Origin of the sequence: Trichocoleus sp. ST-U2, assembly GCF_039961875.1 — a bacterium.
In the GTDB taxonomy this organism is placed as follows: Bacteria; Cyanobacteriota; Cyanobacteriia; order Cyanobacteriales; family FACHB-T130; genus FACHB-T130.
In genome coordinates this window covers 1-24483 of sequence record NZ_JAMPJY010000066.1, presented here as the reverse complement: position 1 = coordinate 24483, position 24483 = coordinate 1, and the positions used below count along the sequence as shown (strand labels likewise).

The window sequence follows — 24483 nt, the reverse complement described above, 5'->3', positions numbered from 1 at the left end:
GCCGCTAAATTGGCAAGTCATACCTTACGATTGTTACTCAAACGGCGCTTTGCCATTGATGTGTTAACTTTTCGTCAAGCTGGTGCTTGTTCCTCATAATTCACATTAAGCGTAATTTATAGTCGCAAATCTAGTTCCACTTAGTAGCCTGCTCCTGGCAGGTTTCGGTTGTGTGCTTGCTGTCGCTGTGCGGCTTCAACCGCCGATTGCAAGAATATGCGATCGCTTTTCTTGCTTTCCAGGCAGATTGGCATAGTCGCGACTGTCTTGTGTCACGCTTCTGTAGGTTCTGTTTGAGGTTCTGGTTTGAGTTCTTCTAAAAGGACACCCACACTTGCAGATGAGATGGGCACCTCCTCAACTTCCGGCAGTTTCTCTAGCGCCAAACGAGAAGATGGACTCGCACCCGATAAACGCTTCAAGAGTTTTGGTCGAGGGTCATGCAGCACATAAATAATCTGATCTCCCGCTTCCCAATCCTCTGTCGCAGGTACCACTTGGAAACGCCCCTCCCGTAAAAATAGTAAGGGTACTAGCTCTCCAGAACGAATTAAGGCTTGTAGATGGGCTTGTTGAAACGAAAAACCAGGCTCTTTGAGTGACGTTTTGCCTAACTTCACCTGTCCATCGTTCAGGTATTGATTCCAATTCTTAATTGATAAATTAGGAATGAAAGCTTGGTGAACCTTACTATTATTAGTCGGTGTGTTTGCTTGGGGAAATACTGCCAACACACGAGGAGGACGAAACTCCTCAGAAGCACGCTGCGCCAACACTAAATTCACCTCCCCATTATTGGTCATTGCCAGGAAGGTTCCCATCGAGTCGAGTCCCGCCTCTTCCAGAACTTCCGTATCCAAACCACTGCTTAAGAATACCCGCAGATTTTCCTGCTCTGCTTTTTGGCACGCTTCGGGGTCTGTGTCAATCAGCACTACAGACTCTCCTTGTTCTTGAAACAAACGGGCAATCAGGCGGCTTAAGGGATTACAACCAATAATTACAGCGCCCGTTGCTTCCTGGAGGTTAATTTGCAGCCAATGAGCGACCCAACGTGCTGTCAGTCCTTGCAAAAATACGGTCAGGATAATCGTGAGGAAGACCAACGCTTTGATAGAATCGCCGCCGTTGATGCCCCGCTGGGTTAGAAAAATGGCAAATAGAGAAGCAACCGACGCCGAAACAATTCCTCTAGGAGCAATCCAGCACAAAAACAGTTTCTGCCGCCAGTTCAGGTCGCTATTGAAGGTACATAAGCCGATGTTTATCGGTCGCACGATAAACATCAGTGCCAGAACTGTAAACAAACTTCCCCACCCCAGCGCAAATACACTTGCGATGGACAAGTCAGCTGCCAGCAGGATGAACAAGACCGAAACGCCAAGAATCGTTAATTGTCCTTTAAATCGCCGCAACATCCGTTCTTCTGGGATTGAGGAGGCACCCAGAACAATTCCCGCCATCACGGTTGCCATCAACCCCGACTCGCTGCGGATTGTTTGCGCCAAACCAAATAAGCCCCACAACCCAGCCAGAACGACCAGGTTATTTAAGTCTTCTGAAAGAAACTTGGCGCGTTTGATAATCCAACCCATCAACCAGCCACCGACAACGCCAATGCCGCCGCCGATGCCTAAGCGTAAGACGAGACCGATGAAAGCTTCGATGGGGTCGGTATCGGCGTTCAAAATGGTGTCTAGCACGACGACAGCCAAAATAGCCCCTACTGGGTCAATTAAGACGCCTTCTCCTTCCAGAAGTGCTGCCACTTGCCGATCTACTTGCACCTGTTTCAGCAGAGGACTGATCACGGTTGGTCCCGTTACGACCACTAAGGAAGCGTAGAGAAAAGCGATAGGCCAGGGAAATTCACCCAGCCAGTGAGCTGCCATACCGCCGCCCAGAAGCGTGATCAGCGTTCCCAGCGTCACTAAGTTTCGCAGGCTGCCGGAAACCTTTCCCAACTCTCTCAGCTCTAGGTTCAGCCCCCCCTCAAACAGAATCACTGCCACTGCCAGGGCAGTAATGACCTCTAAGCCCGTACCTAAAGAATGGGGGTGTAGCAGGCGCAAGCCATCAGGTCCCAGGAGAATGCCAAACAGCAGCAAAAAGACGATGCTAGGAACCTGAAGATATTGGGCTAAAACCTGGGCGCTGATACCTGCAACAACCGTGATAACGATTTGCAGGGTTAGTTCAAAGGATGTTTCCATGTTGTAGATTTTGATAAAACCAACGAAGTTTTATCAATATCAATATCTTTGGTAAAGGATAGTAAATATTAACCCTTCCTGGCTGCTATGCAATAGTCAACCTGTCTTTGCATCGGATATTTTGAGACAAATATCTGTAGTCTATGATACACGGTCGGTCTAAAAATCTACTGAAAAAGCAAAAATTTGTCTGTGATGCAAACAGGGTATATAGAGTAGATGCGAAAAGGGCACAGAAGAAAAGTGCGATCGCTCCTTTTCTGAATTGCCTGCCCTTTCAACCACGCTTTTCAATCCGTTTGTTGAGGGATAATCCAGCAGCACCTCCCCCAAATCTTCTCACTGGACAACCGTTCCTGCACTCAGAACGCAAAGAACCTCTTCCTACTGTGCTGGTTCGATCCTAGCAAGCTGTTCTAAGAAACACTGCTTCTTGCTGGCATTCAACTGGAGTAAGGGTGTCAATAAACCCGGTTAGCTGCACTTGTGTTACTTTTATCATTTCTACGGTATCTTTTCGGATATCACCACTTGCTCCAGACTTGTAAACTTGATCAGCACACGACTTGGATGCCTAAGACCATGAACGCATCTGCGAATTTTGACTTCGACGACGACAAGTTCAACGCACCACCTTCTCAAGTTATCCCTTGGTGCCAGATGATCAATCCTCGATATGGGAAAACTGGCATCCAGCCGCACGGATTGGCAATTAAGCTAGATAACGCTAATGCGGTTGGCTTTAAACCGGATGCCACTTGGGACCAGGTGCAGCATGAGTTTAGCACCGGAGTCGAAACGCTGTTTATCACTACTACCCCCCGCTTAGTCATCGTGCGGCGGGGTCCATTGTCTGTGAAAGACCGTGAAACTGGGATGAAATTGGGTACGTTTAAAGATAACTACGATGCTTTTTTGGCAGACAAGCTCAAGTTTAAGACATTCACTCGCCACTTGATTTTTTTAGTGGGGGAGAAACAAAAGCTTTTGCATCACTTGCCATTGCAATTGACGGTGAATGGTGCAGCAGGTGCTAGTTTTGGAAAATCCTACTGCGAGATGAAACAAGGTCAAGTCGTCGGTGGATTTATTGCTGAATTGGAAAAGGCTTATGCTCAGTATCGAAAGCAGCCTTTAACACCAAAAGGGCCGTTGTTTCATGCTCATGGAATTTTTTGTCCGTTAATTGAAATGGAGGAAAGGGGCAGTGGCACAAATACGGCTCTGGTGGCTAGTACAGTAGATTATGAGCATCCTACTGCTAAGAATTTAACAGAATATCTAATTTCTTCCAGTTCTGAGGAGTCTGTGCTTATCTGCAAAACTTTTGAGGAGTACCAAGACTTCGGAAAAGAAAAACCGAAAGAGGAAACCCCCGCGCCCAAAATGGAGATGGCAGGGGTGTCTAGTTCATACGATTATCACGATGAATTTGAGTACGGCGAACCTCCTTATTAAATAGGACACAAGGAAAGAGTAAAAACTTAAAAAGGCAAAAGTAAAAACTTCTTACTTTTGCCTTTTTACTTTTAATTTCTAGGTAGGATTAGGACGCGATCGCCTCAATTTCTTAGGTTGGGGGACGCTAAAAAATTTACTGTTTTAGCAGCAGGTAATACAGTTGCCCGTTGCCGCCGGTAACACCCGCGCGATCGCCCGCCCGTTTACCCGTTCCGATAAAATAATCTACGCGACCGGGACCTAGAATTGCACTTCCCTTATCCTGGTCGAGTACGTAGCGACTCACCAGACGCTGTTCGATCTTACCAGCACGATTAAAGTAGGGAACTCTTGTATGAATTAAAGCTAAGGCACCCGGAGGCATCAAAGATTTATCCGTCGCAATCGAACGCTCAGCTGTCACCGGCACCCCAACGCTTCCCATTGCTGGGGCACCATTGGTTTCGTTGAAGAAAACAAAGCGCTGATTGCGCGGGATATAGTTACTCAGCTCCAAAGGATTTTGCTGGAAGTATTTGATCAGCACAGGTAACGTCAGACCGGATAGGGGCAGTTTGCCATCTTTAGCGAGTTCTTTCCCAACACTGGTGTAGGGGTAATCGGTTCCACCTGCATAACCGACCGTCATCACGCTTCCATCAGTCATCTGGAGCTGAGCAGAGCCTTGGATTTGCACCAAGAAGGCTTCCAGGCGATCGCTCATCCAAGCGATTTCTAGCCCTTTTAGCGGACTGTTCGCTCCCAGCAAGCCATCCTCCCCTTCTAGCTGAACCCGTGTGGGGTGGGGTTTGGGCCAAGAGTTGAAGTTTGACGGCATCCCATAGAGAGGATAACGATGCTCTGCCGTCTGCTTGCGGCTGGCTGTATAGGTTGGTTCGTAGTAGGCGGTGTACTGAACGTTCCCCTTATTGTCCTTGCCTACAGACTGGTACAAGACAAACTCACGCTTGATTGCGGCTTGCAGTTCGGCAGCCGAACCAGAGTTGAGAACTAGCTGCCGAAAGCGAACCAAAGATCGGCGGACGCGATCGCGGGTGATTCCCGGCACCGGATACTGCTGGTAGGCTTGAGCGGCACTGTTTGTCCGTAAATATCGCAGACTGTTATCAATCGAGGCGATTAAAGCTTTTCGGTCTCCGGCTTGACCGTTTTGCCCCCAGATTTGCTCATCAAGTCCCAGTGCATCTGACCGGCAACAGACGAGATTTAACAGGTTTGAGTTGACTGGTATCAGCGGAACGGACAGGGGATCTTTAGCGAGGGCAGGCAAAGTGACATTTCCCAGAGTTACACCAAAACTCAGGGACAGTAAAGCCAATGTCTTTCTCATTACTTACACCAAAAGGGAAAGTGATAGCTATTCGTAGTCACTTCTATCGACACTTCCGGCGAAGACAGGTTCCACTCGGATTGCCCTAATGCTGACGGGACGTATAACCATGTACTCGCCCTGGATATTTTTGATCGGCACACTGATAAAGTCCGTGGAGGCGGCTTTGGGCATCAGCTCGCCGCTGTACCACTTCTGAAACTCTTGAATGGTTGCAAAACGCACTTCTGCTTTGTGACCACCTTCTATCATCAGGTGTACAGCGTATTCGGTGGGAGTTCTCGGCATACAGTCGATTGATTTTCAATCCGTCCTGATTATTATGAGCTGAGAATGGTCGAAAATAACAGGCTATTTCTACAGAATTTTCTCAAAAGGTCATTCGTTATTAGTCTGTAGCAACCAACGAATGACGAATAGCACTGGCTTCAGAGCCTTGAATTAAAATTCAGGCTTCACGGCTAGAACCTGTTTTCACAGGTTGAAATTTATATACTGTAATGACCAGTGACGAATGACTAGGAAAACAGATTAAACCGATGCAGCAGGGTTTCTAGCAGGGGCGGTAAAGTCTGATGCAGTTCCGACGCACTGTTAAACAACAGTTGTTGATGGTTGGGAAGGTCAAAGGGAAACTGTCCCGACATCTCCGAACGCTCCATTTGAGCTAGCAGAATTTGTTCAGAACGCTTACTTTGAAAGGCGTAGCCAATTTCTACACAAACATTCGGACTGGGAATGAGTAGGGGCGTTTCTTCCCTGGAAATGCTAGTGATAGGTGTCCCATCAGCAACAAATAGCAGACTCTTCCGAATTTTTCGCATCTGCGTGGTGTTGAGGCGATTTGAGGCACCTGTGGGGCGGTTGGATACTTCTAGCGTCAAAGGAAGACGCGATCGCGTGTTTAATACTTCTAGGGCGTTAGCCAGTCCCTCTCGCAGGGCTTCACTCGACGCCGCATATTCAGTCTGATGGCAGAGGAAGATAATCGGTTCCAGATTCGCCATCACCGTCTGCTTGGTGAAATAAATCTCGTGGCTTGTCAGGTCAATGTTGGAGATTATGTAGCCACCGCTGCCTTCGATGTAAAACTCTACCGATTCCCCTTCTAGATAACGACCAAACCAAGCTGAGCGCTTAACATCCTGGCTGTCTTCTAAAAAATCTGCCCGTAATCCAGACTTCAGCAAGCTATTTTTGCTCAGTCGCAGATCGTGGGGACGTTTCTCTAATTCTTTAATCGGCTCATACTCTTGGAGATACCAGCCTCTCAGGGCAATGATAGCCATGATGTCTTATCAATAATGCACAGAATCTTCACGTCTTTAATTTAAGACGTCTGAGAAGGAATCTTAGCAGTATGCGGTAACATCTTCTCCACATTCATCTGCTAGATAGCACAGTGCCCGGAAACGCAGGCTTACGACTTCTTCGTAAAGCGGATTCAGCTTGCACATTGGAGGAATGTGAAGCAGGGTGCGACCAAATACTTTGATATCGCGCTCAAAGGGGCACTGGGAGGGGATTGACTTGCACAGGCGATGAGCGAGTTCGCGATCGCGCACTTGTATGTTGTCAATCCATTCGCGCAGAGGTTGCAGGAAGTTCAACCGCGTCCGTGCTTTTGTGGGTTGTTGAATCGGGGCTACCTTTTGGGAAACCTCTTCTTGAGGCATCCAGAACCAGCTTGTCAGGGAAATATTTTTTACTGTATACTGGGATACATTCATGATGCTTCTCCTGTGTTACGTTTTCAAGTCTTCAAAAAGCTAAATTTAACTGTCTGTCCTTTATCTACAACTGCGACTCTGCTTTTACCGGATGCTGGCTGTGAGATTTGAGCGTTTCTAGAAACTTTGACCGTTAGACTTACTTAATCATTGACGCGCGATCGCTATTTTTTGTTCTTTGCTCGGTTAATCTCGGATGCCGACTTGACAGACAAAAGGCTTGTGAGAACTCTTCTGTTATCATCCTCCCTAATTTCCTGTCTATATTGCGTGAGGAACATCACTGAATATTTGTGAGTGTCCCTTCCAGGTTTCAGTGATTACACGCATATATTGCCACTGCACTCTCGCATAAACTTGTCTGCATAAAGGCTGTAAGGTCTGTGGTTGCTTTGCTTTCGGCAAAAATGCCCCTACACGCTTCGCGGCTCGCTCGCTTCCTAACTTTTCTTAGAATCAGAGCCATTTATTTTCCTTTAACGACGAGAAAATAATCACTCATTGAAAACTCTAAGGAGAAGTGAAAGACAGTGAAAGAACCTAGCCAAGTTGATAAAATCATTTCCCGTCTACCAATTTGAATTCAGCAATTTTGCTGATGAAATAAAAAATAAAAGTTGGTAATAAATTACCTATTTCACTGAGGAATAAAAAAATAGAGATAGAAATCTTAAGCTACAGCTAGTCGATTCAGTTTTTGCCCTATTTTCAAAGAGCAATACTTAAAAATCATTAAAAATAAATTTCGTAAAAGTACTTGCAAAGTTATACTGCAAAGGTAAATTATGATCGCTCTACAAAATATATGTGAGTTCAAGGTAAAGATGAACACCCGAACTTTAAAAACAACTCCAATTAAGACAAATATATTGGGAATTGGAGTCAGTCGTACTAAATATAAAGACTGTACGGATTTGATTATTCAAAGTGCCCAATCACGCCAATCTTGTACCGTTGCAGCAGTGAATGTCCATAGCATTACCTCCGGTTATCTTGACCCAGACGGTCATGGTTATCAACTCAATCAATTTACTCTAGTTGCCCCTGATGGTCAGCCGGTGCGTTGGGCGCTCAATCTTCTTCGTAATCGTGATGAAGAGATACTCCCGGAGCGGGTGCGGGGTCCAGAGCTAATGTTAAATATTTGCGAACAAGCTGCTGCTAAAGAAATAAGTATTTTTCTATATGGCTCTACGGAAGCAGTTCTAGAAACTTTACAGAAGAATTTACAAGAAAAATTTCCCAGCTTGATGATTGCCGGAGCAGTTTCTCCTCCGTTTCGCCCTTTAACGCCGCAAGAAGATGCGGCATACACTAAACAAATTCGGGAATCTGGCGCGGGAATTGTCTTTGTTTCTTTGGGTTGTCCGCGCCAAGAAGCATGGGCTTTTAATCATCGCCATCAGCTAGATTGTCCGATCGTTGCGGTGGGTGCTGCTTTTGATTTTCATTCTGGCAACATTCCTGAAGCTCCGTTCTGGATGCAAAGCTTGGGTTTAGAATGGCTTTTCCGCTTTTTACAGGAACCCAAACGCCTATGGAAGCGCTATTGGTTACTGAATCCTCTTTATTTGATTCTCTTGGGTTTACAGCTGCTCAAATTACTTCCTGTCGAGCAAGACTCAATAGAAGTAGAAACCAGCAGCGCTGAGCGCCACCCAGAAGCAATCAATCGCTAGTTACAAAGTTGTGTCGCAGTTACGGATTGAAGTCACTAGCGTTTTGGAACGCTCATCTAGCTTAGTCACCCGCGATGTGAACAACAATTTCTCGATAATGACCGCGCTGCCGATGTTCCCAAATATAGATTCCCTGCCAGGTTCCCAATAGCAATTTACCGCCAGCGATGGGGATTTGTTCAGAAGTATGAGTCACAGCAGTGCGAATGTGAGCTGGCATATCATCAGGGCCTTCTGCATTGTGGAAGTAGCGATCGCTTTCCGGCACGAGTTTTGTTAAAAAGTTCTCTAAATCTTTGAGAACATCTGGATCGGCATTTTCTTGAATCAGCAGACTGGCTGAGGTATGACGCAAAAACAGGGTGCAAAGTCCAGTCTGTATACGCGAATCTGCAACGATCGCTTGAACTTTGGGAGTGATTTTGTATAAAGATTTGCCAGGAGTTTGAACGGTCAGGATCTGTTGGTAATGAGTCATTGCGGCTCTAAAAAATTAACGGTTTTGGAAATAGCTGACGACAGCACGGGCGATCGCTTCGGTTCCATCTGTCGCCACCATCTGAGATTGATGGGGTGGAAGCATTGGTTGATGCAGAAACTCCCAGTTGCTTTGGAAGAACTCAGCAGGTTGTAGAATTTGATGATAAGTATGATTTTGGATGCCTTCAAGCAGCAGAGGCGCTTCGGCAAAATCTTCTCGTGTTAGCGTCACAATCGGTACTCCCAATCGCAAAGCTTCTGCAAAAGTGCTGTATCCAGGTTTGGAAACGACGCGCCCGCATACTGGCATAAAATCGACTGGGCGGTAAGATTGATCTGTAATTTTTATGAGATTGGGTAAATCGGGTGCATTCCGATCAAAGGTGATAAATTGCCAATCGGAAAACTTTAGCGAATTGTCGTAGGGAATTTCTTGTAACCCTAAGCCGCCGAAGGTGAGCAAGATGGTTTGCTCGGTCGGTGTGGTAATTCCCCATTTAGATCGTAGTGTGTCTGGGCTGTGGCGGGGAGTGCCGCCGGTTAAACCGACATCGACGATCTGTGGGAAAGCGCTCATCGATTCGTGGAAGGGCAAGCGAAACAAGCGATCGCACTTTGCATAACATTCGCTTATCCAATCCGCAATTGCATTAAATTCTCCTCCCCACGCCCGATAGATAAAGTCCCAGCCAAAATTACTCAGCATCCAGCAAGGAATCCCAGCCGCTTTGCCAATTGACGCTGCTAACGGTGGAATATCTGCCAAAATCAAACCCACTCGGTTTTGACGAATAAAGCTTACTTCACTCGCAATCATCGATTTCTCTTGGGCGCGAATTTGTTGCACTTTTTCCAAAGTGGCGGCTTTATCCATTGCGAAACTATCAGCTTGCACAACACCGATATCAAAACCGCGAGGGCGATGAATAAAATCCCCTGAAATATAAGATTCTAGTAACCAGCGGGGTGCTGTTGTTACCAGAATCAGCAAAATTTCTGGATACATTTGCTGAACTGCCGCTGCGACGGATGCCGCTCGGACTGCATGACCGAAGCCATGATTGGTGATAGCGATGTATAAAATTGGGTGCTTAGCAGTCATTAGTCATTAGTCAGTAGTCAGTCGTGATTAGTCATTAATCTAGTTGCCAATTCCTAAGGTCTAATGACCCGTGACTACTGACTCAATTTTTGAATGGCTTCAACAAGTTGGTCAATGTCAGATGGCAGGGTGAAATAGTGAACGCAGGCGCGTACACAGTCGGGATTGCGGATTGTCCGAACCAGCAAGTTTTGATTTTCTAAAGATTGTACTAATTGCTGGTGATTGCCCCCGCCTGAAAGCTGGAAGGAGACAAGACCGGATTCTGGCGGTGCATTTCGCAGACATTTGATGTGAGGAAGTTCGGCTAAACGTTGCCAGAGGTATTGGCTCAACTCTAGGATTTGTTGGAAGCGAGATTCTGGGGTTCCCCATTGCTGATGAATCGCGATCGCTGCCTTAAGCCCAGCATAGAGGGGATAGGCAGAAGTCGCGACTTCATATCTTCGCCCATCCGGTTGCCAGCCAATTGGTTGACCGGATGAATTGTAAAGAATGCTGCGCCAGCCGATAAACGTGGGATTCAGGCTTTCTAAAGCTTCCGGTCGCACGTACAGACCACCGACGCCTTCTGGCCCGCACCACCACTTGTGACCCGTGAAAGCATAAAAATCAATCCCCAATTCTGTCAAATTTAGCGGCATTGACCCCACAGATTGAGCTGCGTCCACCAAAATTCTGATGGGGGGATTCTCGGTGGAATGGTTGCGGCAGGCGGCAGCAATTTCAGCCAGCGGCAAGACTTGACCCGTGTTCCAGAGGATATGACTCAGCACAATCATTCTGGTCTTGGGGCGCAGATATTCTGCGATCGCTGCTACGGGATCGCCTTCATTCAACGTTCCCATCAGCGGACAGCAGGATACTTCAATACCAAAGCGGCGTTGGAGTTCCTGCACGGTTGCTACAATGCCTGGATGTTCGCAGTCAGAAATTAGCAGATGGTCTCCGGCTTGCCAGTCCATGCCCCAGAGGGCGATATTGCAGCCGACGGTGACATCTTCAGTCAGGGTAATGGTTTCGGTGGGAACACCCAGGGAAGACGCGATCGCACCTCTCGTTTCCGTTGCCTCCCGTACTACCCAACTCCCTACCTCATTAGAAAACGGCCCCACACGCTGCACGTATTCATAGGATTGGAAAATCGCATCCAATGCTGCTTGAGGCATTGGGCCTTGACCGCCATAGTTGAAATAGGCTTTATTCGCGAGAGCTGGAAATTGCTGCCGATGGCGTTCTAGCAGCGTTTGTCCTGGAGAAATGCTCGTCATAGTATCAATATTAGACTTCACTTGAACAAGGAATCGTCACTTCGTAGCTTTGCTGGATACGGCAGCAGAGGCGTTGCAATTGGTTATCGCTGTAACGGTTGCTAGATAATGTTAACTTATTTAAAATTTTGCATAAATCCGGTGCGTTGACTTGACAAGTTTACAAGAACGTGAATCAAATTTCACAAAATCTCTTTCTCAGATTTCCCTTGTATGCAGGCTACAAAATGGCGTTGAGTGTCGGTTAAGTTGCTATGCATCTAATACCAAGTTTTCTTTTTGATGCTACACAACATTTAGAACCCAGTTATTTCCCTAGCAAATAACAAACAACAAGGGAGAATCAAAAATCGGTTCAAAGTTCATCTTATAACGAGTAAAGGAACTCGCTATGAATCAGCCAATTGAATTATCTTTAGAGCAAAAATTCAGTATTAGAAGCTTCTCAGACCAAGTGCAAAATATGTCCCGCGAACAAGCACAGGAATTTTTGATTATGCTGTACGAGCAAATGATTGTCAAAGAAAATATGTACAAGTCCTTTCTGAAGCACGAGTGGGGACTTGATGCAGGCGAAATGTCTGCATGAATCTTACCCGTAGTGGCACATTCGGGATGATAAAGTTAATGCTGGGCGATCGCACTCTCTTAAGGGAGGGACGGCAATGGTGGTCAACCAGGTTAGGTAGTATGGGATAGCCTTGCTAAAATACGCTCTTGCGTCGCATCCCTCCAGTTGAACCATGACCACCACTACTGACTTCCTTAGCCACCTCAACCCCTCCCAGCGTCGCGCTGTCGAGCATTTCTGCGGGCCTTTGCTGGTTGTTGCCGGTGCTGGTTCCGGCAAAACGAGGGCGCTGACTTATCGAATTGCCAATCTCATTTTGAAGCACCGGGTCGATCCGGAAAATATCCTGGCGGTGACTTTTACCAACAAAGCCGCACGGGAGATGAAGCAGCGGATGGAAAAGCTGTTTTCCGAACAGCTCGCTGAAAAAGAATATGGGAAGCCACTGACAGCGTTACCAGCGGATGAACAGACAAGATTGCGATCGCGCGTTTATAAAATTTACATCAAAGACTTGTGGATTGGTACTTTCCACAGTCTGTTCTCTCGTATCCTTCGATACGATATCGAGAAATATCAAGACGAAAGAGGACGTAAGTGGAGCCGCAATTTTTCGATTTTTGACGAATCCGACGCTCAAAGTTTGGTGAAAGAGATTGTCACTAAACAAATGAACCTGGATGAGAAAAAGTTTGAGCCGCGTTCGGTTCGTTATGCCATCAGCAACGCCAAAAATCAGGGATTTTCCCCCAAAGAATTTGAGGCAGAACAGTCAAATTATCGCGGACGGGTAATCTCGGAAGTTTACAGCAAATACCAAGATAGGCTGGCAGAAAATAACGCGCTTGACTTCGACGATCTGATTGCGATTCCGGTAAAGCTATTTCAACAAAACGAGCAAGTCTTAGGTTACTGGCATCGAAAATTTGGTCACATTTTGGTGGATGAATATCAAGATACCAACCGGATTCAGTACGATCTGATTCGCCTGCTGACGACGAATGGAGAAACTAGGAAGAATGAGTGGGATTGGAAAAATCGCTCAGTTTTTGTAGTTGGTGATGCAGATCAATCCATCTACTCTTTCCGCATGGCAGATTTCACTATCTTGCTAGAATTTCAAGAAAATTTTGGGGATGGTTTGCCGGATGACGATACGCGGACGATGGTGAAGCTGGAGGAAAATTATCGCTCTAGGGAAAATATTCTCCAAGCGGCAAATAAACTCATTGAAAATAACACTCAGCGGATTGATAAAATTCTCAAAGCGACACGCGGGGCAGGCGAACAAATTTTTTGTCACAAAGCCGACAACGAGATTACAGAAGCTGAGTTCGTCGTGCATCAAATTCGCAACCTGAAACATAAAGATCCAGAGTTAGACTGGGGGAGTTTTGCGATTCTCTACCGCACGAATGCTCAATCTCGTGCTTTTGAAGAGTGCTTGGTGCGTGCGGGTGTTCCCTACAACATTGTTGGGGGTTTAAAATTTTACGACCGCAAAGAAATTAAAGATGCGATCGCGTATCTGCGGCTAATTGTGAATCCAGCAGATGCGCTGAGTTTGTCGCGAATCATTAATACTCCGCGTCGCGGTATTGGCAAAGCAACCTTGGATGCGATCTCGGATGTCGCCCAAGAATTAGGCGTATCAATGTGGGAAATCCTCAAAGATGAAACCTCAGTCAAGACGTTAGCTGGACGTGCGGCGAAGTCTATCAACAGCTTTGTGCAGATGATTTGCCACTGGCAGCTACAATTGGACACGCTGCCAGCTTCGGAAATCGTGCAGGGAGTGATGCAAGATTCTGGTTATATTCAGGATTTGAAAAGTCAAGGCACCGACGAATCGCAAAACCGATTGGAAAACGTCCTTGAACTCAAAAACGCTGTTCTGCAATTTGAGGAAGAAAACGAAGATTCAAGCTTAGAGGGTTTTCTCGCAAGTGCTTCCCTATCTTCTGATTTGGATGATGTGAAAGAAGAGCGATCGCGCTTGTCGCTGATGACGTTGCACTCTGCCAAAGGACTAGAATTTCCAGTCGTCTTTTTAGTAGGAATGGAGCAAGGATTGCTTCCTCATACTCGGACTCTCAACGATCCGGCGCAGCTGGAAGAAGAACGCCGCCTCTGTTATGTGGGCATCACCCGCGCTCAAGAACGACTCTATCTCACCCATGCCCGCGAACGTCGCCTCTGGGGTTCCCGCGAACCAGCCATTCATTCTCAGTTTCTCAAGGAGTTACCCGCAGATTTGCTGAGTAGTAATTTACCCAAGGCAACTGCTAATAGTCGCGCTGGTATGGCGTCAACATCTCCGAGACAAACATCCAATGGTGCCAGCAGTCTAGGGCAGAATTGGAGCGTGAGCGATCGCGTCCTCCACAAAGCGTTTGGTGTCGGTCAAATTACGAACATTTTCGGGCAAGGAAGCAAAATTACTCTCGCTGTGAGATTTCCTGGCATCGGTATAAAAATCATCGATCCTAAGATTGCTCAACTGCAACGAGCGGAATAAACAGTCAGGAGAGCTGATTCATTCAAAACTCAAAACAATTGATTGAGTCGTGAGTAAAATCGCCCCAAAGGAATACCACTCGAAAACTGGAGATGTTGTTACAGTCCGGAGTGCCTTGATTGAGGATGCAAAAGCTCTCGTCGATCTTCAATTTTCAGTCGCTCAGGAAGGCAAGTATATGGTGACTGAGGCTGAGGAATTTAACTTAACCAAATCGGAGGAAAAAGAAACAATTGAACAGCATTCTCAGCAACCAGGGCAGCTTTACTTGGTAGCTGAGATTAACAACACAGTTGTCGGATTTGTTGAGTTTGAGAACGGAAACCGAAGACGCACCTCTCATAGTGGGATACTCTCCATTTTTGTTGGCAGAGAATGGAGAGGAAAAGGCATCGGCTCGTTTTTGCTGCAAGAACTGCTTGATTGGGCAGCTAATGAGCCGCTGATAGAAAAGGTAACTCTAGCAGTATTCTCTACAAATCGCAGCGCGATCGCTCTTTACAAAAAATTTGGCTTTGAAGAAGAAGGACGATGTCCTAAAGATATGAAATTAGCATCGGGCAAGTATATCGATAGTGTATTGATGTACAAATTTGTAAAAAAAATGTAGAAACGCAATATATCGCGTCTCTGCCTAATAAAGAAGAGATTCTCACTTGATATCAAGTCCGCGCATAGCTAATAACGCCGAACCATATGCAGCGGCTGTGTGCATTGGCGGAACAATTGGTACTTGTAGATAACGACCACGAATTTTTGCCCAAGCGGGATTTTTCGCACCACCTCCAGCCGTATAAATGCGAGTTAGAGGAGTGCTACCGAGTTGTTGTAAAAGTTGATATCCTCGTGCTTCAATACGGGCAATACTTTCGAGCAAACCATGTAGAAATTCTACTGGATTATCGGGACGGGGTTCCAGTCGTGGCAGTAGATGGGGGTCGTTAATGGGGAAGCGATCGCCTTCTTTTAACAACGGATAATAATCCAGTAAACTTTCTTTTTCTGCATCAATTTGACTGCTGAGGCTTTCTAACTCAGCATCGGTGAAAAATTTTCGCAGCACTGCACCACCCGTATTAGAAGCACCACCAACTAACCACAAATCTCCCAGGCGATGACTGTAAATCCCGTATTTTGCATCATCTACGCGAGTGCGACTTAACAGCTTCAGCACTAGCGTTGAACCGAGGGAGGTACTCGCTTCACCGGGCGACTTGGCACCGCTAGCGAGAAAAGCCGCAATACTATCCGTGGTGCCAGCACACACTACGCAATCTTTGGGTAATCCCAAGTTAGTAGCAATTTCAGGTTTTAATTCAGCAATAGATGTGCCTGGGGCAATAACTTCAGGAAGATGAACGGGTAACTTGAGATTTACTAACCATTCTGGATAACATAAATTTTCGACATCGTAGCCTAATTTTAAACAATTGTGATAGTCACTTATGCCCAGTTTCCCATGTAATAAAAATGCCAGCCAATCTGCCTGATGAAGGAAGTAATAATTTTGAATTATAGGAGTAGACCCTTGTACCTGCTCTGAATTTTGAAGCAACCACAAAAGTTTAGCGAGGCTGGAGGTAGCGCTTAATACCGTGTGATTTGGGGGTGCAATTTCCCTCAACCTCTCTATTACTTCCACCCCTCGCGCATCGTTGTAGAGAATCGGTTCAGCAACAGGTTTACCGGCGTCATCGCACAGCAATACAGTGGAGGAAGTTCCATCAATCGCGATCGCTTTAATTTCCCCGCGTACTTCCAAAGGGATTTGCTCAATCAAGGAAAACAAAGCTTTCTCCCAGCTTGCAGCCAATGCCACTCCCTCAAAGGGATATTCCGCCTCAGCTTGGATCGTCCCATCCGCGTGAATTGCGACGGCTCGTGCGCCAGAGGTGCCAAAATCAATGCCAAGGTAGAGGTTCATAATGAGATTATTGATTCAGGTTCTAGAGAGACTCAAGTTATTTTATTTGCTATCTCTAGTTAATTAAATTAGAAAATAGGTCTTTAGAGATAGGATTTTAAAATTTTAAAATTGCAAGTTAGTATTACATGAATCAGGTGATTAAATTTATGCCTTATAAACAAACTGACGAATTACCAGATTCGGTAAAAAATCACCTACCCAAGCACGCCCAAGAAATTTTTCTCGCTGCCTTTAACAATGCTAACGAAGAGTATACAGAGGAAGAAACTGCCTTCAAGGTTGCTTGGAGTGCAGTAAAGCGCGATTACGAAAAGGGAGATGATGGGAACTGGCATAAAAAGCCGGAATAGATATGACAACAATAAAATCAGGTTTGGCTGAATGGAGCTTATAGGGAGCTTTTTCCAGGTAAATGGGCGCAATGCGCGATCGCTCTCTCATGTTTGCGAGCGATGCGTAGAAAATAACATCGACTGGTTTATCGATGCGATCGCCTCCTGAAGAGCCAGATGAAGCCGCTCAAGCAGAAGTGACAACAGCTCAAGCCGAAGCTGCTGCGAAGCAACGAACAGCACTTCATGCAAACGCGATCGCAGTAGAAAGAGATGCGCTCGCGCTTATTAACATCTGCAAACAACTCTGGAGTCCCGATCCTCCAATGGGTAGACAATAGTGCTTCATACCCCAAGTACAGAGGTCATAATGTCTGAACCCACAAGAAGTCCCCAACCAATCATTTTGATTCGTGGTTTTGGCGGACTCGACGTTTCCGACGAGAAAAAAGATACCTACCAGAGATTTAATGTTGGTACTGTTTACCCTCAAAAACAAGGTGAAAACTACATCTACGAGGGGCTAATTCTGCGGTTTATGAAGTCGAACTGGAAGTACCAAGACACCACTAACGTCGTCGGGTACTACGGTAAAACTTATGCCTACGAACCGCTGCTACCGGAGAAACTGAAGCGCTCCACAGATAAGGATATCGTGGAAAAATTTATGCGCTTAAAGGAGTTGGGCTATTTTTCTGGCAATAAGATCATTATCGACCCCGGCATGGCGCTACATCTGCTGGAAACGGTGGAGCAACCCTGGCAAACTCTCTGGGTATTTCGTTACTACGACTTGGACGAGCGAAAATTCAACGTGTATGGTGAAGCTCTCGTTCGCTTGATCGACTTTATTCGGGAACTCACAGTCCAAAAGGAAGGCTTTAAGCCCAAGGTGAATATCATTGCCCATTCAATGGGTGGTCTCATTGCACGCGAGGCAGTTCAACGCACTTATCCAACCTTGAAGAAACAGAAGGCAGAGGATTACATTAACAAAATTGTCACCCTCGGTACACCGCACCAAGGCATCAGTTTCCAAATTCTCAAAAATTGGATCAATATTAGTGCGGAAGATGAGTTAAAGCATTTTAATCCTGATTTTCAAAAAGACCCTAGAAATGATGCGGCTTTCGTTAATTTTCACAACTATTTTCCCGCAGAACGACTGCTGACAGTGGTTGGAACGAACTACCGTAGCTACGACACCGCGATCGCATCCCGGTTAAATCGCGCCTTCTCCCTAGAAGGCGAGTATGGGGCAAACTACAATCGCAGCGATGGTTTAGTCAAACAAACTTCGGCGCAAATCCCCGGCACACCGCGCACTTTCGTCCACAAGTGCCACGGGGGTGACGACTCGCTGATTACTTCACGAGAAGCGTTTGAAGTGGCAACCCGCTTCTTTTTTGGGAACGTGCGATCGCGGCTGCGCTTGGTGAAGGGAAAAGTTACTCGTGGTAAGGATTTCTTCGGCAAGAGCGAATTTTTTCTGGGCGTTTCTATCAAGCCGCGGGGTGTAGACTTCGAGCTTTTCCATCAAAGTAAAGATGCCGAAAATTGCTATGGCCCCTTTAGTCAAGTTGATCCGCTTGACAAAAATGTTAACTTCTCGGAACCCAATCAGAGTCTCGGCTTTCCTTGGGCAGATAATAACAAACTCATCTGGCAAGGATACCTCGACACGAAAAAGAGCCTCAGTGCCAAAGATATGGTGTTGCGCGTAGAATTTTATATTGGCGAACGCGATCTTTATGGCTTTGGTTTCTCGGACAACAAGATTTTCAACAAGCAGTACTACGTCCGTGCCTTGCTACCAACCAATCTACAGCCCAACCTGAAACTCTACCTCCATGCCGATGAGCAGTTTATGCGGGAAGGCTTCCAGCCTTTGCCGCAGGAGGAGATGCAGAAGGTGAACGGCGGCTGGCAGTTTGATGTCAGAGAAACCGGGTTTGAGGGGACTTTCCGGATCGAACTGGATAGAATTCCCGAAAATGGGCTGCCAATCCCGTTTGTATAGGTAATTCTTGTCACCTCTCCCCAACCTCTCTCCAGAATGGGAGAGCTTTCAATTGTCCTCCTTCCCTTGTAAGGAAGGGGATTAGGGGGTTAGATGTATCTTAAGTAGCGATCGCAGAGTGGGGGCTGAGGACAGTTTGCTTTTCTTTACGAAACTCACAACACTTTTGGTCGGATCTACCTCCAGAATGGTTTTGAGTAACAACGCCGATTACAGCAATCATCATGTCTCAGCCCACAATAGAATCCATCCTTCAAGAAAAACGCTTATTCCAGCCACCGGCTGAATTTTCACAAAAGGCACATATTAAAAGCCTGGAGGAATACCAGCAACTTTATGACCGCGCCAAAGCCGATCCGCAGAAGTTTTGGGCAGAACTTGCAGAACAAGAGTTGCACTGGTTCCAGAAGTGGGATACGGTGCTGGATTGGCAACCGCCTTTTGCCAAGTGGTTTGTGGGTGGTAAAACAAATATTTCCTACAACTGCCTGGATAGACACTTAACTACCTGGCGCAAGAACAAAGCCGCTTTAATTTGGGAAGGGGAACCGGGCGACTCGCGCACCCTGACTTATGCCCAGTTGCATCGGGAAGTTTGTCAATTTGCGAATGCTTTGAAACAGTTAGGCGTGGAAAAAGGCGATCGCGTCGGGATTTATATGCCGATGATTCCGGAAGCCGCGATCGCTATGTTAGCTTGTGCCAGAATTGGGGCAGCCCACAGCGTCGTTTTTGGCGGTTTCAGTGCAGAAGCGTTGCGCGATCGCTTAATCGATGGACAAGCCAAAGTAGTTGTCACGGCTGATGGCGGTTGGCGCAAAGATGCGATCGTTCCTCTCAAAGATCAAGTTGATAAAGCTTTAGCTGATGGCGCTGTCCCCAGCGTGAAAAGCGTCCTAGTTGTCAAGCGCACCGGACAAGAAATTTATATGCAGGTGGGGGGACGCGACTATTGGTGGCATGAGATGCAAAAGACTATCTCCGCCGATTGTCCCGCCGAACCGATGGACAGCGAAGATATGCTGTTCATCCTTTACACCAGCGGTAGTACCGGCAAACCAAAAGGCGTTGTGCATACCACGGCTGGTTACAACCTCTACACCCACATGACCACCAAGTGGATTTTTGACCTTCAGGATACGGATGTCTACTGGTGTACCGCTGATGTGGGCTGGATTACCGGACACAGCTACATTGTCTATGGTCCCCTATCCAACGGTGCCACCACCGTGATGTACGAAGGTGCGCCTCGTGCCTCGAATCCCGGCTGTTTTTGGGATGTCATTGAAAAACACGGTGTCAACGTTTTTTATACCGCACCGACGGCAATTCGCGCTTTCATCAAGATGGGCGAAGACTTACCCAACGCCAGAAATCTCTCTTCTCTGCGATTGCTGGGAACCGTAGGCGAACCAATTAACCCGGAGGCGTGGATGTGGTATCACCGCGTGATTGGTGGCGAAAAGTGTCCGATTGTCGATACCTGGTGGCAAACTGAGACGGCTGGCATTATGATTACGCCGCTACCTGGGGCAATTCCCACTAAACCCGGTTCTGCTACCCTTCCTTTTCCTGGAATCCTCGCTGATATTGTTGATTTAGAAGGCAACCCAGTCCCCGCCAGCGAAGGTGGATATCTGGTCGTTAAGCATCCTTGGCCTGGGATGATGCGAACCGTCTACGGCGACCCCGATCGCTTCCGCCGCACCTACTGGGAACACATCCCCCCCAAAGATGGGCATTATGTCTACTTTGCCGGAGATGGTGCCAGACGCGATGAGGATGGTTATTTTTGGGTGATGGGGCGTGTGGACGATGTGCTGAATGTGTCAGGACACCGCTTAGGCACGATGGAAGTGGAATCCGCTTTAGTTTCTCATCCTGCGGTTGCTGAAGCTGCGGTTGTGGGTAAGCCAGATGAACTCAAAGGGGAAGAAGTAGTAGCCTTTGTTACTTTAGAAGGTACGTATAATCCCAGCGAAGAACTGAGTAAAGAACTCAAAAAACACGTTGTCGCGGAGATCGGCGCGATCGCCCGTCCCGGCGAAATTCGCTTCACGGACTCGTTGCCCAAAACTCGTTCGGGTAAGATTATGCGGCGACTGTTGCGAAATCTCGCTTCCGGTCAAGAAGTCTCCGGCGACACCTCTACGCTAGAGGATCGTGGCGTCTTGGATAAACTCCGAGAAGAAGCGTAATTTTTTTAACGCAAAGGTACGCAGTAGGGCAGGTTTTAAACCCGTCCCTACCCCAAACGTTCGCCAAGGAAATTCTCTGCGAACCTCTGCGATTTCCTTAGCGTACCTTTGCGTTTAAAAAAGTGTTGGCAGACATTGCCCACTCTACAATTCAACTATTTTGAAAATAGGCTATTTTGGCATAGCTTCATAAGAAGCTAAAAAGCCACTGGAAGTCAGCATTTATTCAACCCCTTATCTGCATCAGTATCGGCATCCTTGCGGGAATCAGCATATCCCCTGTAGTGCTGGCTCAAACAAGTGTTATCTCTGAGAATGGTGATAGATATTTGTTGTCTTACCCATGTGCAACAGAAGATGCGATCGCTATCTTTAACTCCACTTCAGAGGGGAGAATTAGCGAAGTTAGCACAATGCGTTGTATCTGATTCTGACTCTAATTCAGGCAGAGATTTATGTCCAAACAACTGGTACTCATGGATCACGATGGCGGCGTTGATGATTATCTCGCCACGATGCTGCTGATGACGATGGATGATGTTCAGCCACTCGGCATCGTTGTGACGCCAGCAGATTGCTATGTTCAGCCAGGGGTGAGTGCTACGCGCAAAATTCTAGATTTGATGGGGCGTTCAGACGTGCCAGTGGCAGAAAGTACGGTGCGGGGGATCAATCCATTTCCGCGACTCTTTCGCCGCGATTCGTTTGTTGTCGATCATCTCCCAATCCTTAACGAACGGGAAATAATTCAGACGCCGCTAGTGCCAGAATCAGGTCAGGAATTTATGGCGCGATCGCTCCAAGCTGCACCCTCACCCGTCACACTGATGGTAACTGGCCCTCTAACAACAGTCGCCACTGCACTGGATATGGCACCGGAGATTGAAGGGAAAATCGAGAAAATTGTTTGGATGGGCGGTGCGTTAAATGTTCCGGGTAATGTTAGCCGCGATATCGAAGCGGGACAAGATGGTTCGGCTGAATGGAATGTCTACTGGGACCCCATTTCAGCAAATCGAATTTGGCAAACATCAATCCCCATCGTTCTTTGCCCGTTAGACCTGACTAATAATGTGCCAGTGACATCAGAAGTGGTGCGCCAATTAGGTAAACAGAGGCGTTATCCGGTCTCCGATTTAGCAGGGCAATGTTATGCGCTAGTGATTCCTCAAGATTATTATTTTTGGGATATTTTAGCGACGGCTTACCTTGCTCATCCGGAGTTTTATGAAGTGCGAGAAGAGGAGACAATAATTGTGGCTACTGGCATCAGTCAAGGACGAACCAAAGTGGAACCAGGTGCGAGGAAAATTCGGGTGATGCAAAAGGTAGATAAGGAGCGATTCTACGATTACATTTTGCAGCAATGGGCGCGTTAAGGAAAATCATTCAGAGTTTCTAAAAGTAAATAAAGATAGAGGGTTTCCGGAACGGGGGGTTCCTAAAGGGAATAGAAAATCTATATCAGATTCTCGTTCGGAAATATCTATGTTTACCTCTATTGATTTGGGTCAATCTACCTTACCTAATGGCGTTGCTTCTGGGGATACGACGCAAACTTCAACCGTTTTGTGGACCCGCAGCACTGCCAAAGGGACAGTTTTCTTTGAATACTCAATTCACCCGAATTTCTGCACCATTCTTGGCACTGCTAGCGGCTTAGTTACCGATTCCAACCAACCTGTAAAGGTAGAGTTAACCAACTTAAAGCCTAGGACAACTTATTATTATCGAGTCACCGACGCTGCTGGAACCTGTGCCGGTGGTCAATTCCGTACCGCCGCTGAGTTGAAGACTCGTGCTGGTTTGCGGTTCGGAGTGGCGGGGGACTGGCACGGCGATTTAGCACCCTACCCAGCGATCGCTAATGTGCCAGAACGTCAGCTAGAGTTCTTTGTTGCACATGGCGATACTGCTTACGCTGACCTAAAGACGCCGGATTTAGACAGACCCGCTTCTACCCTTGACGAGTTTCGCATCAAGTTCAACGAAGTTTACTCCGCCCGTTTGGGGTTAAATACATGGGCGGATCTTCGCGCCTCTACTTCCATCCTCGCTACAATTGATGACCACGAAGTTGATGATAATTTTGCAGGGGGCGCACCGGCATCCTCTCACCGGAACGGGCGCTTTGGCACGGGTGACGAGTTAATTAACAATACCGAATTGTTTAAAAATGCTCTGCAAGCATTTCAGGAATATCATCCCCTCCGCGATGAATTTTATGGGGAAACGGGCGAAGAACGCACCACAAATAAACACAAGCTTTATCGTTACAACACCTATGGCAGTGACGCGGCTGTTTTCCTCCTAGATACCCGCTCTTTCCGCGATGCTAATTTGCCGCTTTCTCCTAACCCTACTAAGGAACAAGAAAAAGAGTTCCTAACTCGTTCTTTTGAGCCAAATCGCACGCTTCTAGGTCAACAACAACTTGCCGATTTGCAACGGGATCTGCTAGATGCCCAAAATAACTGCATTACCTGGAAGTTTATTTTGATTCCCGAACCAATCCAAAATCTGGGAATCCCTGTTGCCAGCGATCGCTATGAAGGTTTTGCAGCAGAACGCACCCAATTGCTGCGTTTTATTAAAGAGAATTGCATCAAAAATGTTGTGTTTATCTCCGCTGATTTTCATGGCACAGCGGTGAATAACCTCACCTATCAAGAGTCGGTCGATGGGGTTCAGATTCCAGTTGATGCCTTTGACATTATGACGAGTCCGGTGGCATTCTATCAACCCTTTGGGCCTACTAGCGTAAGATTTTCCAGCCTCACGTCAGAGGAAAAAGCTGCTTATGAAGCTCTGCCAACCATGCACGAGAAGGATGAGTTTGTCAAAAATTTAGTGGATGCCCGTCTTATCCCCTTCGGCTACAATCCTCTAGGGCTGGAAGGTTCGGGAATTGATGCTACCCTGCTTAAAGGTAGCTATGTGGCGGCTCATGTCTATGGCTGGACTGAGTTTGAAGTAGATGCCTCCACGCAACAATTGCGCGTAATAACCTATGGAATTGAACCCTATTCCTTAGAGCAACTAACAGCAAATCCCAGCGCTATTATCAGCCGGACGCCCATTATTATTAGTGAGTTTATCGTTAATTCCAAGAAGTAGGGAATAAGCGCGATCGCTTTCAGCATCTTTTTTTTGGGACTCACTCACTAGCTAAACTTAAATCTTCTCAAAACGAATTATTACAGCAATATAAAACACTAGAGACGCGATTAATCGCGTCTCTACTCATAAATAGACGATTCGGTAACAAGCGGCTTAACTTAAAAAGTAATTCTTCCCTCATTGAGCAATTTGTAGCCGCCAGCCAAAGCAGCAAATCCGACAAAGAAGTTCCAGAGGCTAGTTTGTCTTAAAATAACGCCACCGCTCATAAAAACTAGCACAATTCCTAAACCCAACAAAAATGCTCCAAAGTTGCCTGTTTCTCTTCTAAAAAACATTAAACAAATCACACCGCCCATAATGGCTAAAACGGAACCCATTGCCGGTAAGTTCCGCCAATAGTAAGGGAAGTAGTGACTAGACCTCTTGCAAAAGTCGTCGCTGGGGTAATATGAGGTCTGAAATTATGCGCTCGCTCACCTGTCTTCTACGCTCACCCCTGGTAATTCATAAGTAAAGCTAATGAAATAC

21 protein-coding genes are annotated in these 24483 nt (G+C 46.7%); 11 read left to right on the top strand and 10 right to left on the bottom strand.

What is annotated here, in order from left to right:
* Positions 1 to 272: 272 nt before the first annotated feature.
* Complete coding sequence (locus NC996_RS26160; RefSeq protein ID WP_190441201.1) at positions 273 to 2213, bottom strand: cation:proton antiporter; 1941 nt, start codon at positions 2211 to 2213, stop codon at positions 273 to 275.
* Between the two features lie 582 nt (positions 2214 to 2795).
* On the opposite strand from NC996_RS26160, the gene NC996_RS26155 reads away from it, so the two are divergent.
* On the top strand, positions 2796 to 3671 hold the full coding sequence (locus NC996_RS26155) for a DUF5895 domain-containing protein (RefSeq protein WP_190415232.1): 876 nt from the start codon (positions 2796 to 2798) through the stop codon (positions 3669 to 3671).
* A gap of 136 nt (positions 3672 to 3807) precedes the next feature.
* On the opposite strand, the gene NC996_RS26150 is transcribed toward NC996_RS26155, so the two are convergent.
* The 4 genes from NC996_RS26150 to NC996_RS26135 all read right to left on the bottom strand — a co-directional run bounded on the left by NC996_RS26150 (position 3808) and on the right by NC996_RS26135 (position 6734).
* Positions 3808 to 5004, bottom strand: coding sequence for a murein transglycosylase A (locus NC996_RS26150; RefSeq protein WP_190688916.1), 1197 nt, complete (start codon positions 5002 to 5004; stop codon positions 3808 to 3810).
* A gap of 27 nt (positions 5005 to 5031) precedes the next feature.
* The gene (locus tag NC996_RS26145) at positions 5032 to 5292 is read right to left on the bottom strand and encodes a hypothetical protein (protein ID WP_190415235.1); all 261 of its coding nucleotides are present in this window, start codon (positions 5290 to 5292) and stop codon (positions 5032 to 5034) included.
* Between the two features lie 230 nt (positions 5293 to 5522).
* Positions 5523 to 6293 carry a hypothetical protein gene (locus NC996_RS26140; RefSeq protein ID WP_190429189.1) on the bottom strand — a complete coding sequence of 257 codons (771 nt, stop codon included), beginning with the start codon at positions 6291 to 6293 and terminating at the stop codon, positions 5523 to 5525.
* 63 nt (positions 6294 to 6356) lie between these two features.
* Complete coding sequence (locus NC996_RS26135) at positions 6357 to 6734, bottom strand: Mo-dependent nitrogenase C-terminal domain-containing protein (protein ID WP_190688914.1); 378 nt, start codon at positions 6732 to 6734, stop codon at positions 6357 to 6359.
* Between the two features lie 824 nt (positions 6735 to 7558).
* Here NC996_RS26135 and NC996_RS26130 point away from each other — a divergent pair.
* Complete coding sequence (locus NC996_RS26130) at positions 7559 to 8413, top strand: WecB/TagA/CpsF family glycosyltransferase (protein ID WP_190674052.1); 855 nt, start codon at positions 7559 to 7561, stop codon at positions 8411 to 8413.
* A gap of 61 nt (positions 8414 to 8474) precedes the next feature.
* Here the strand turns inward: NC996_RS26130 and NC996_RS26125 are convergent, their stop codons facing one another.
* The 3 genes from NC996_RS26125 to NC996_RS26115 all read right to left on the bottom strand — a co-directional run bounded on the left by NC996_RS26125 (position 8475) and on the right by NC996_RS26115 (position 11266).
* Positions 8475 to 8891: a secondary thiamine-phosphate synthase enzyme YjbQ gene (locus tag NC996_RS26125; RefSeq protein WP_190525607.1), complete on the bottom strand. Its 417-nt coding sequence runs from the start codon at positions 8889 to 8891 to the stop codon at positions 8475 to 8477.
* Between the two features lie 15 nt (positions 8892 to 8906).
* Positions 8907 to 9995 (bottom strand): glycosyl transferase, encoded by a 1089-nt coding sequence (locus tag NC996_RS26120; protein WP_190688911.1) that lies wholly within the window; start codon positions 9993 to 9995, stop codon positions 8907 to 8909.
* 74 nt (positions 9996 to 10069) lie between these two features.
* Positions 10070 to 11266: an aminotransferase class V-fold PLP-dependent enzyme gene (locus NC996_RS26115; RefSeq protein ID WP_190688908.1), complete on the bottom strand. Its 1197-nt coding sequence runs from the start codon at positions 11264 to 11266 to the stop codon at positions 10070 to 10072.
* Between the two features lie 391 nt (positions 11267 to 11657).
* On the opposite strand from NC996_RS26115, the gene NC996_RS26110 reads away from it, so the two are divergent.
* From NC996_RS26110 to NC996_RS26100, 3 genes are all read left to right on the top strand, one after another.
* Positions 11658 to 11855, top strand: coding sequence for an NblA/ycf18 family protein (locus NC996_RS26110; protein WP_190531908.1), 198 nt, complete (start codon positions 11658 to 11660; stop codon positions 11853 to 11855).
* Between the two features lie 154 nt (positions 11856 to 12009).
* Positions 12010 to 14355: a DNA helicase PcrA gene (gene pcrA, locus NC996_RS26105; protein WP_190688905.1), complete on the top strand. Its 2346-nt coding sequence runs from the start codon at positions 12010 to 12012 to the stop codon at positions 14353 to 14355.
* A 49-nt stretch (positions 14356 to 14404) separates the two neighbouring features.
* Positions 14405 to 14965 carry a GNAT family N-acetyltransferase gene (locus tag NC996_RS26100; RefSeq protein ID WP_199303301.1) on the top strand — a complete coding sequence of 187 codons (561 nt, stop codon included), beginning with the start codon at positions 14405 to 14407 and terminating at the stop codon, positions 14963 to 14965.
* 42 nt (positions 14966 to 15007) lie between these two features.
* Here NC996_RS26100 and NC996_RS26095 read toward each other — a convergent pair whose 3' ends face one another.
* Complete coding sequence (locus NC996_RS26095; RefSeq protein ID WP_190688902.1) at positions 15008 to 16279, bottom strand: FGGY-family carbohydrate kinase; 1272 nt, start codon at positions 16277 to 16279, stop codon at positions 15008 to 15010.
* 149 nt (positions 16280 to 16428) lie between these two features.
* Here NC996_RS26095 and NC996_RS26090 point away from each other — a divergent pair, with 149 nt between their 5' ends.
* The 6 genes from NC996_RS26090 (at position 16429) to NC996_RS26065 (ending at position 23949) form a co-directional block, all read left to right on the top strand.
* A complete protein-coding gene (locus NC996_RS26090) occupies positions 16429 to 16632 on the top strand; it encodes a ChaB family protein (protein WP_190531902.1) in 204 nt (67 codons plus the stop codon).
* A gap of 134 nt (positions 16633 to 16766) precedes the next feature.
* Positions 16767 to 16955 carry a hypothetical protein gene (locus NC996_RS26085; protein ID WP_190688899.1) on the top strand — a complete coding sequence of 63 codons (189 nt, stop codon included), beginning with the start codon at positions 16767 to 16769 and terminating at the stop codon, positions 16953 to 16955.
* Between the two features lie 29 nt (positions 16956 to 16984).
* Positions 16985 to 18634 (top strand): hypothetical protein, encoded by a 1650-nt coding sequence (locus NC996_RS26080; protein WP_190688897.1) that lies wholly within the window; start codon positions 16985 to 16987, stop codon positions 18632 to 18634.
* Between the two features lie 224 nt (positions 18635 to 18858).
* The gene (acs, locus tag NC996_RS26075; RefSeq protein WP_190688894.1) at positions 18859 to 20832 is read left to right on the top strand and encodes an acetate--CoA ligase; all 1974 of its coding nucleotides are present in this window, start codon (positions 18859 to 18861) and stop codon (positions 20830 to 20832) included.
* Between the two features lie 455 nt (positions 20833 to 21287).
* Complete coding sequence (locus tag NC996_RS26070; RefSeq protein ID WP_190688891.1) at positions 21288 to 22211, top strand: nucleoside hydrolase; 924 nt, start codon at positions 21288 to 21290, stop codon at positions 22209 to 22211.
* 109 nt (positions 22212 to 22320) lie between these two features.
* Positions 22321 to 23949, top strand: a complete 1629-nt coding sequence (locus NC996_RS26065; RefSeq protein WP_190688888.1) for an alkaline phosphatase D family protein — start codon at positions 22321 to 22323, stop codon at positions 23947 to 23949.
* Positions 23950 to 24110: 161 nt separating this feature from the next.
* On the opposite strand, the gene NC996_RS26060 is transcribed toward NC996_RS26065, so the two are convergent.
* On the bottom strand, positions 24111 to 24332 hold the full coding sequence (locus NC996_RS26060) for a hypothetical protein (RefSeq protein ID WP_190688885.1): 222 nt from the start codon (positions 24330 to 24332) through the stop codon (positions 24111 to 24113).
* Positions 24333 to 24483 lie beyond the last annotated feature (151 nt).

What these genes read in the sequence shown, in the direction of transcription:
- NC996_RS26160 (WP_190441201.1), bottom strand. Translation starts at nt 2,213, where the DNA reads ATGGAAACATCCTTTGAACTAACCCTGCAAATCGTTATCACGGTTGTT.
- NC996_RS26155 (WP_190415232.1), top strand. Translation starts at nt 2,796, where the DNA reads ATGAACGCATCTGCGAATTTTGACTTCGACGACGACAAGTTCAACGCA.
- NC996_RS26150 (WP_190688916.1), bottom strand. Translation starts at nt 5,004, where the DNA reads ATGAGAAAGACATTGGCTTTACTGTCCCTGAGTTTTGGTGTAACTCTG.
- NC996_RS26145 (WP_190415235.1), bottom strand. Translation starts at nt 5,292, where the DNA reads ATGCCGAGAACTCCCACCGAATACGCTGTACACCTGATGATAGAAGGT.
- NC996_RS26140 (WP_190429189.1), bottom strand. Translation starts at nt 6,293, where the DNA reads ATGGCTATCATTGCCCTGAGAGGCTGGTATCTCCAAGAGTATGAGCCG.
- NC996_RS26135 (WP_190688914.1), bottom strand. Translation starts at nt 6,734, where the DNA reads ATGAATGTATCCCAGTATACAGTAAAAAATATTTCCCTGACAAGCTGG.
- NC996_RS26130 (WP_190674052.1), top strand. Translation starts at nt 7,559, where the DNA reads ATGAACACCCGAACTTTAAAAACAACTCCAATTAAGACAAATATATTG.
- NC996_RS26125 (WP_190525607.1), bottom strand. Translation starts at nt 8,891, where the DNA reads ATGACTCATTACCAACAGATCCTGACCGTTCAAACTCCTGGCAAATCT.
- NC996_RS26120 (WP_190688911.1), bottom strand. Translation starts at nt 9,995, where the DNA reads ATGACTGCTAAGCACCCAATTTTATACATCGCTATCACCAATCATGGC.
- NC996_RS26115 (WP_190688908.1), bottom strand. Translation starts at nt 11,266, where the DNA reads ATGACGAGCATTTCTCCAGGACAAACGCTGCTAGAACGCCATCGGCAG.
- NC996_RS26110 (WP_190531908.1), top strand. Translation starts at nt 11,658, where the DNA reads ATGAATCAGCCAATTGAATTATCTTTAGAGCAAAAATTCAGTATTAGA.
- pcrA (WP_190688905.1), top strand. Translation starts at nt 12,010, where the DNA reads ATGACCACCACTACTGACTTCCTTAGCCACCTCAACCCCTCCCAGCGT.
- NC996_RS26095 (WP_190688902.1), bottom strand. Translation starts at nt 16,279, where the DNA reads ATGAACCTCTACCTTGGCATTGATTTTGGCACCTCTGGCGCACGAGCC.
- NC996_RS26090 (WP_190531902.1), top strand. Translation starts at nt 16,429, where the DNA reads ATGCCTTATAAACAAACTGACGAATTACCAGATTCGGTAAAAAATCAC.
- NC996_RS26085 (WP_190688899.1), top strand. Translation starts at nt 16,767, where the DNA reads ATGCGATCGCCTCCTGAAGAGCCAGATGAAGCCGCTCAAGCAGAAGTG.
- NC996_RS26080 (WP_190688897.1), top strand. Translation starts at nt 16,985, where the DNA reads ATGTCTGAACCCACAAGAAGTCCCCAACCAATCATTTTGATTCGTGGT.
- acs (WP_190688894.1), top strand. Translation starts at nt 18,859, where the DNA reads ATGTCTCAGCCCACAATAGAATCCATCCTTCAAGAAAAACGCTTATTC.
- NC996_RS26070 (WP_190688891.1), top strand. Translation starts at nt 21,288, where the DNA reads ATGTCCAAACAACTGGTACTCATGGATCACGATGGCGGCGTTGATGAT.
- NC996_RS26065 (WP_190688888.1), top strand. Translation starts at nt 22,321, where the DNA reads ATGTTTACCTCTATTGATTTGGGTCAATCTACCTTACCTAATGGCGTT.
- NC996_RS26060 (WP_190688885.1), bottom strand. Translation starts at nt 24,332, where the DNA reads ATGGGTTCCGTTTTAGCCATTATGGGCGGTGTGATTTGTTTAATGTTT.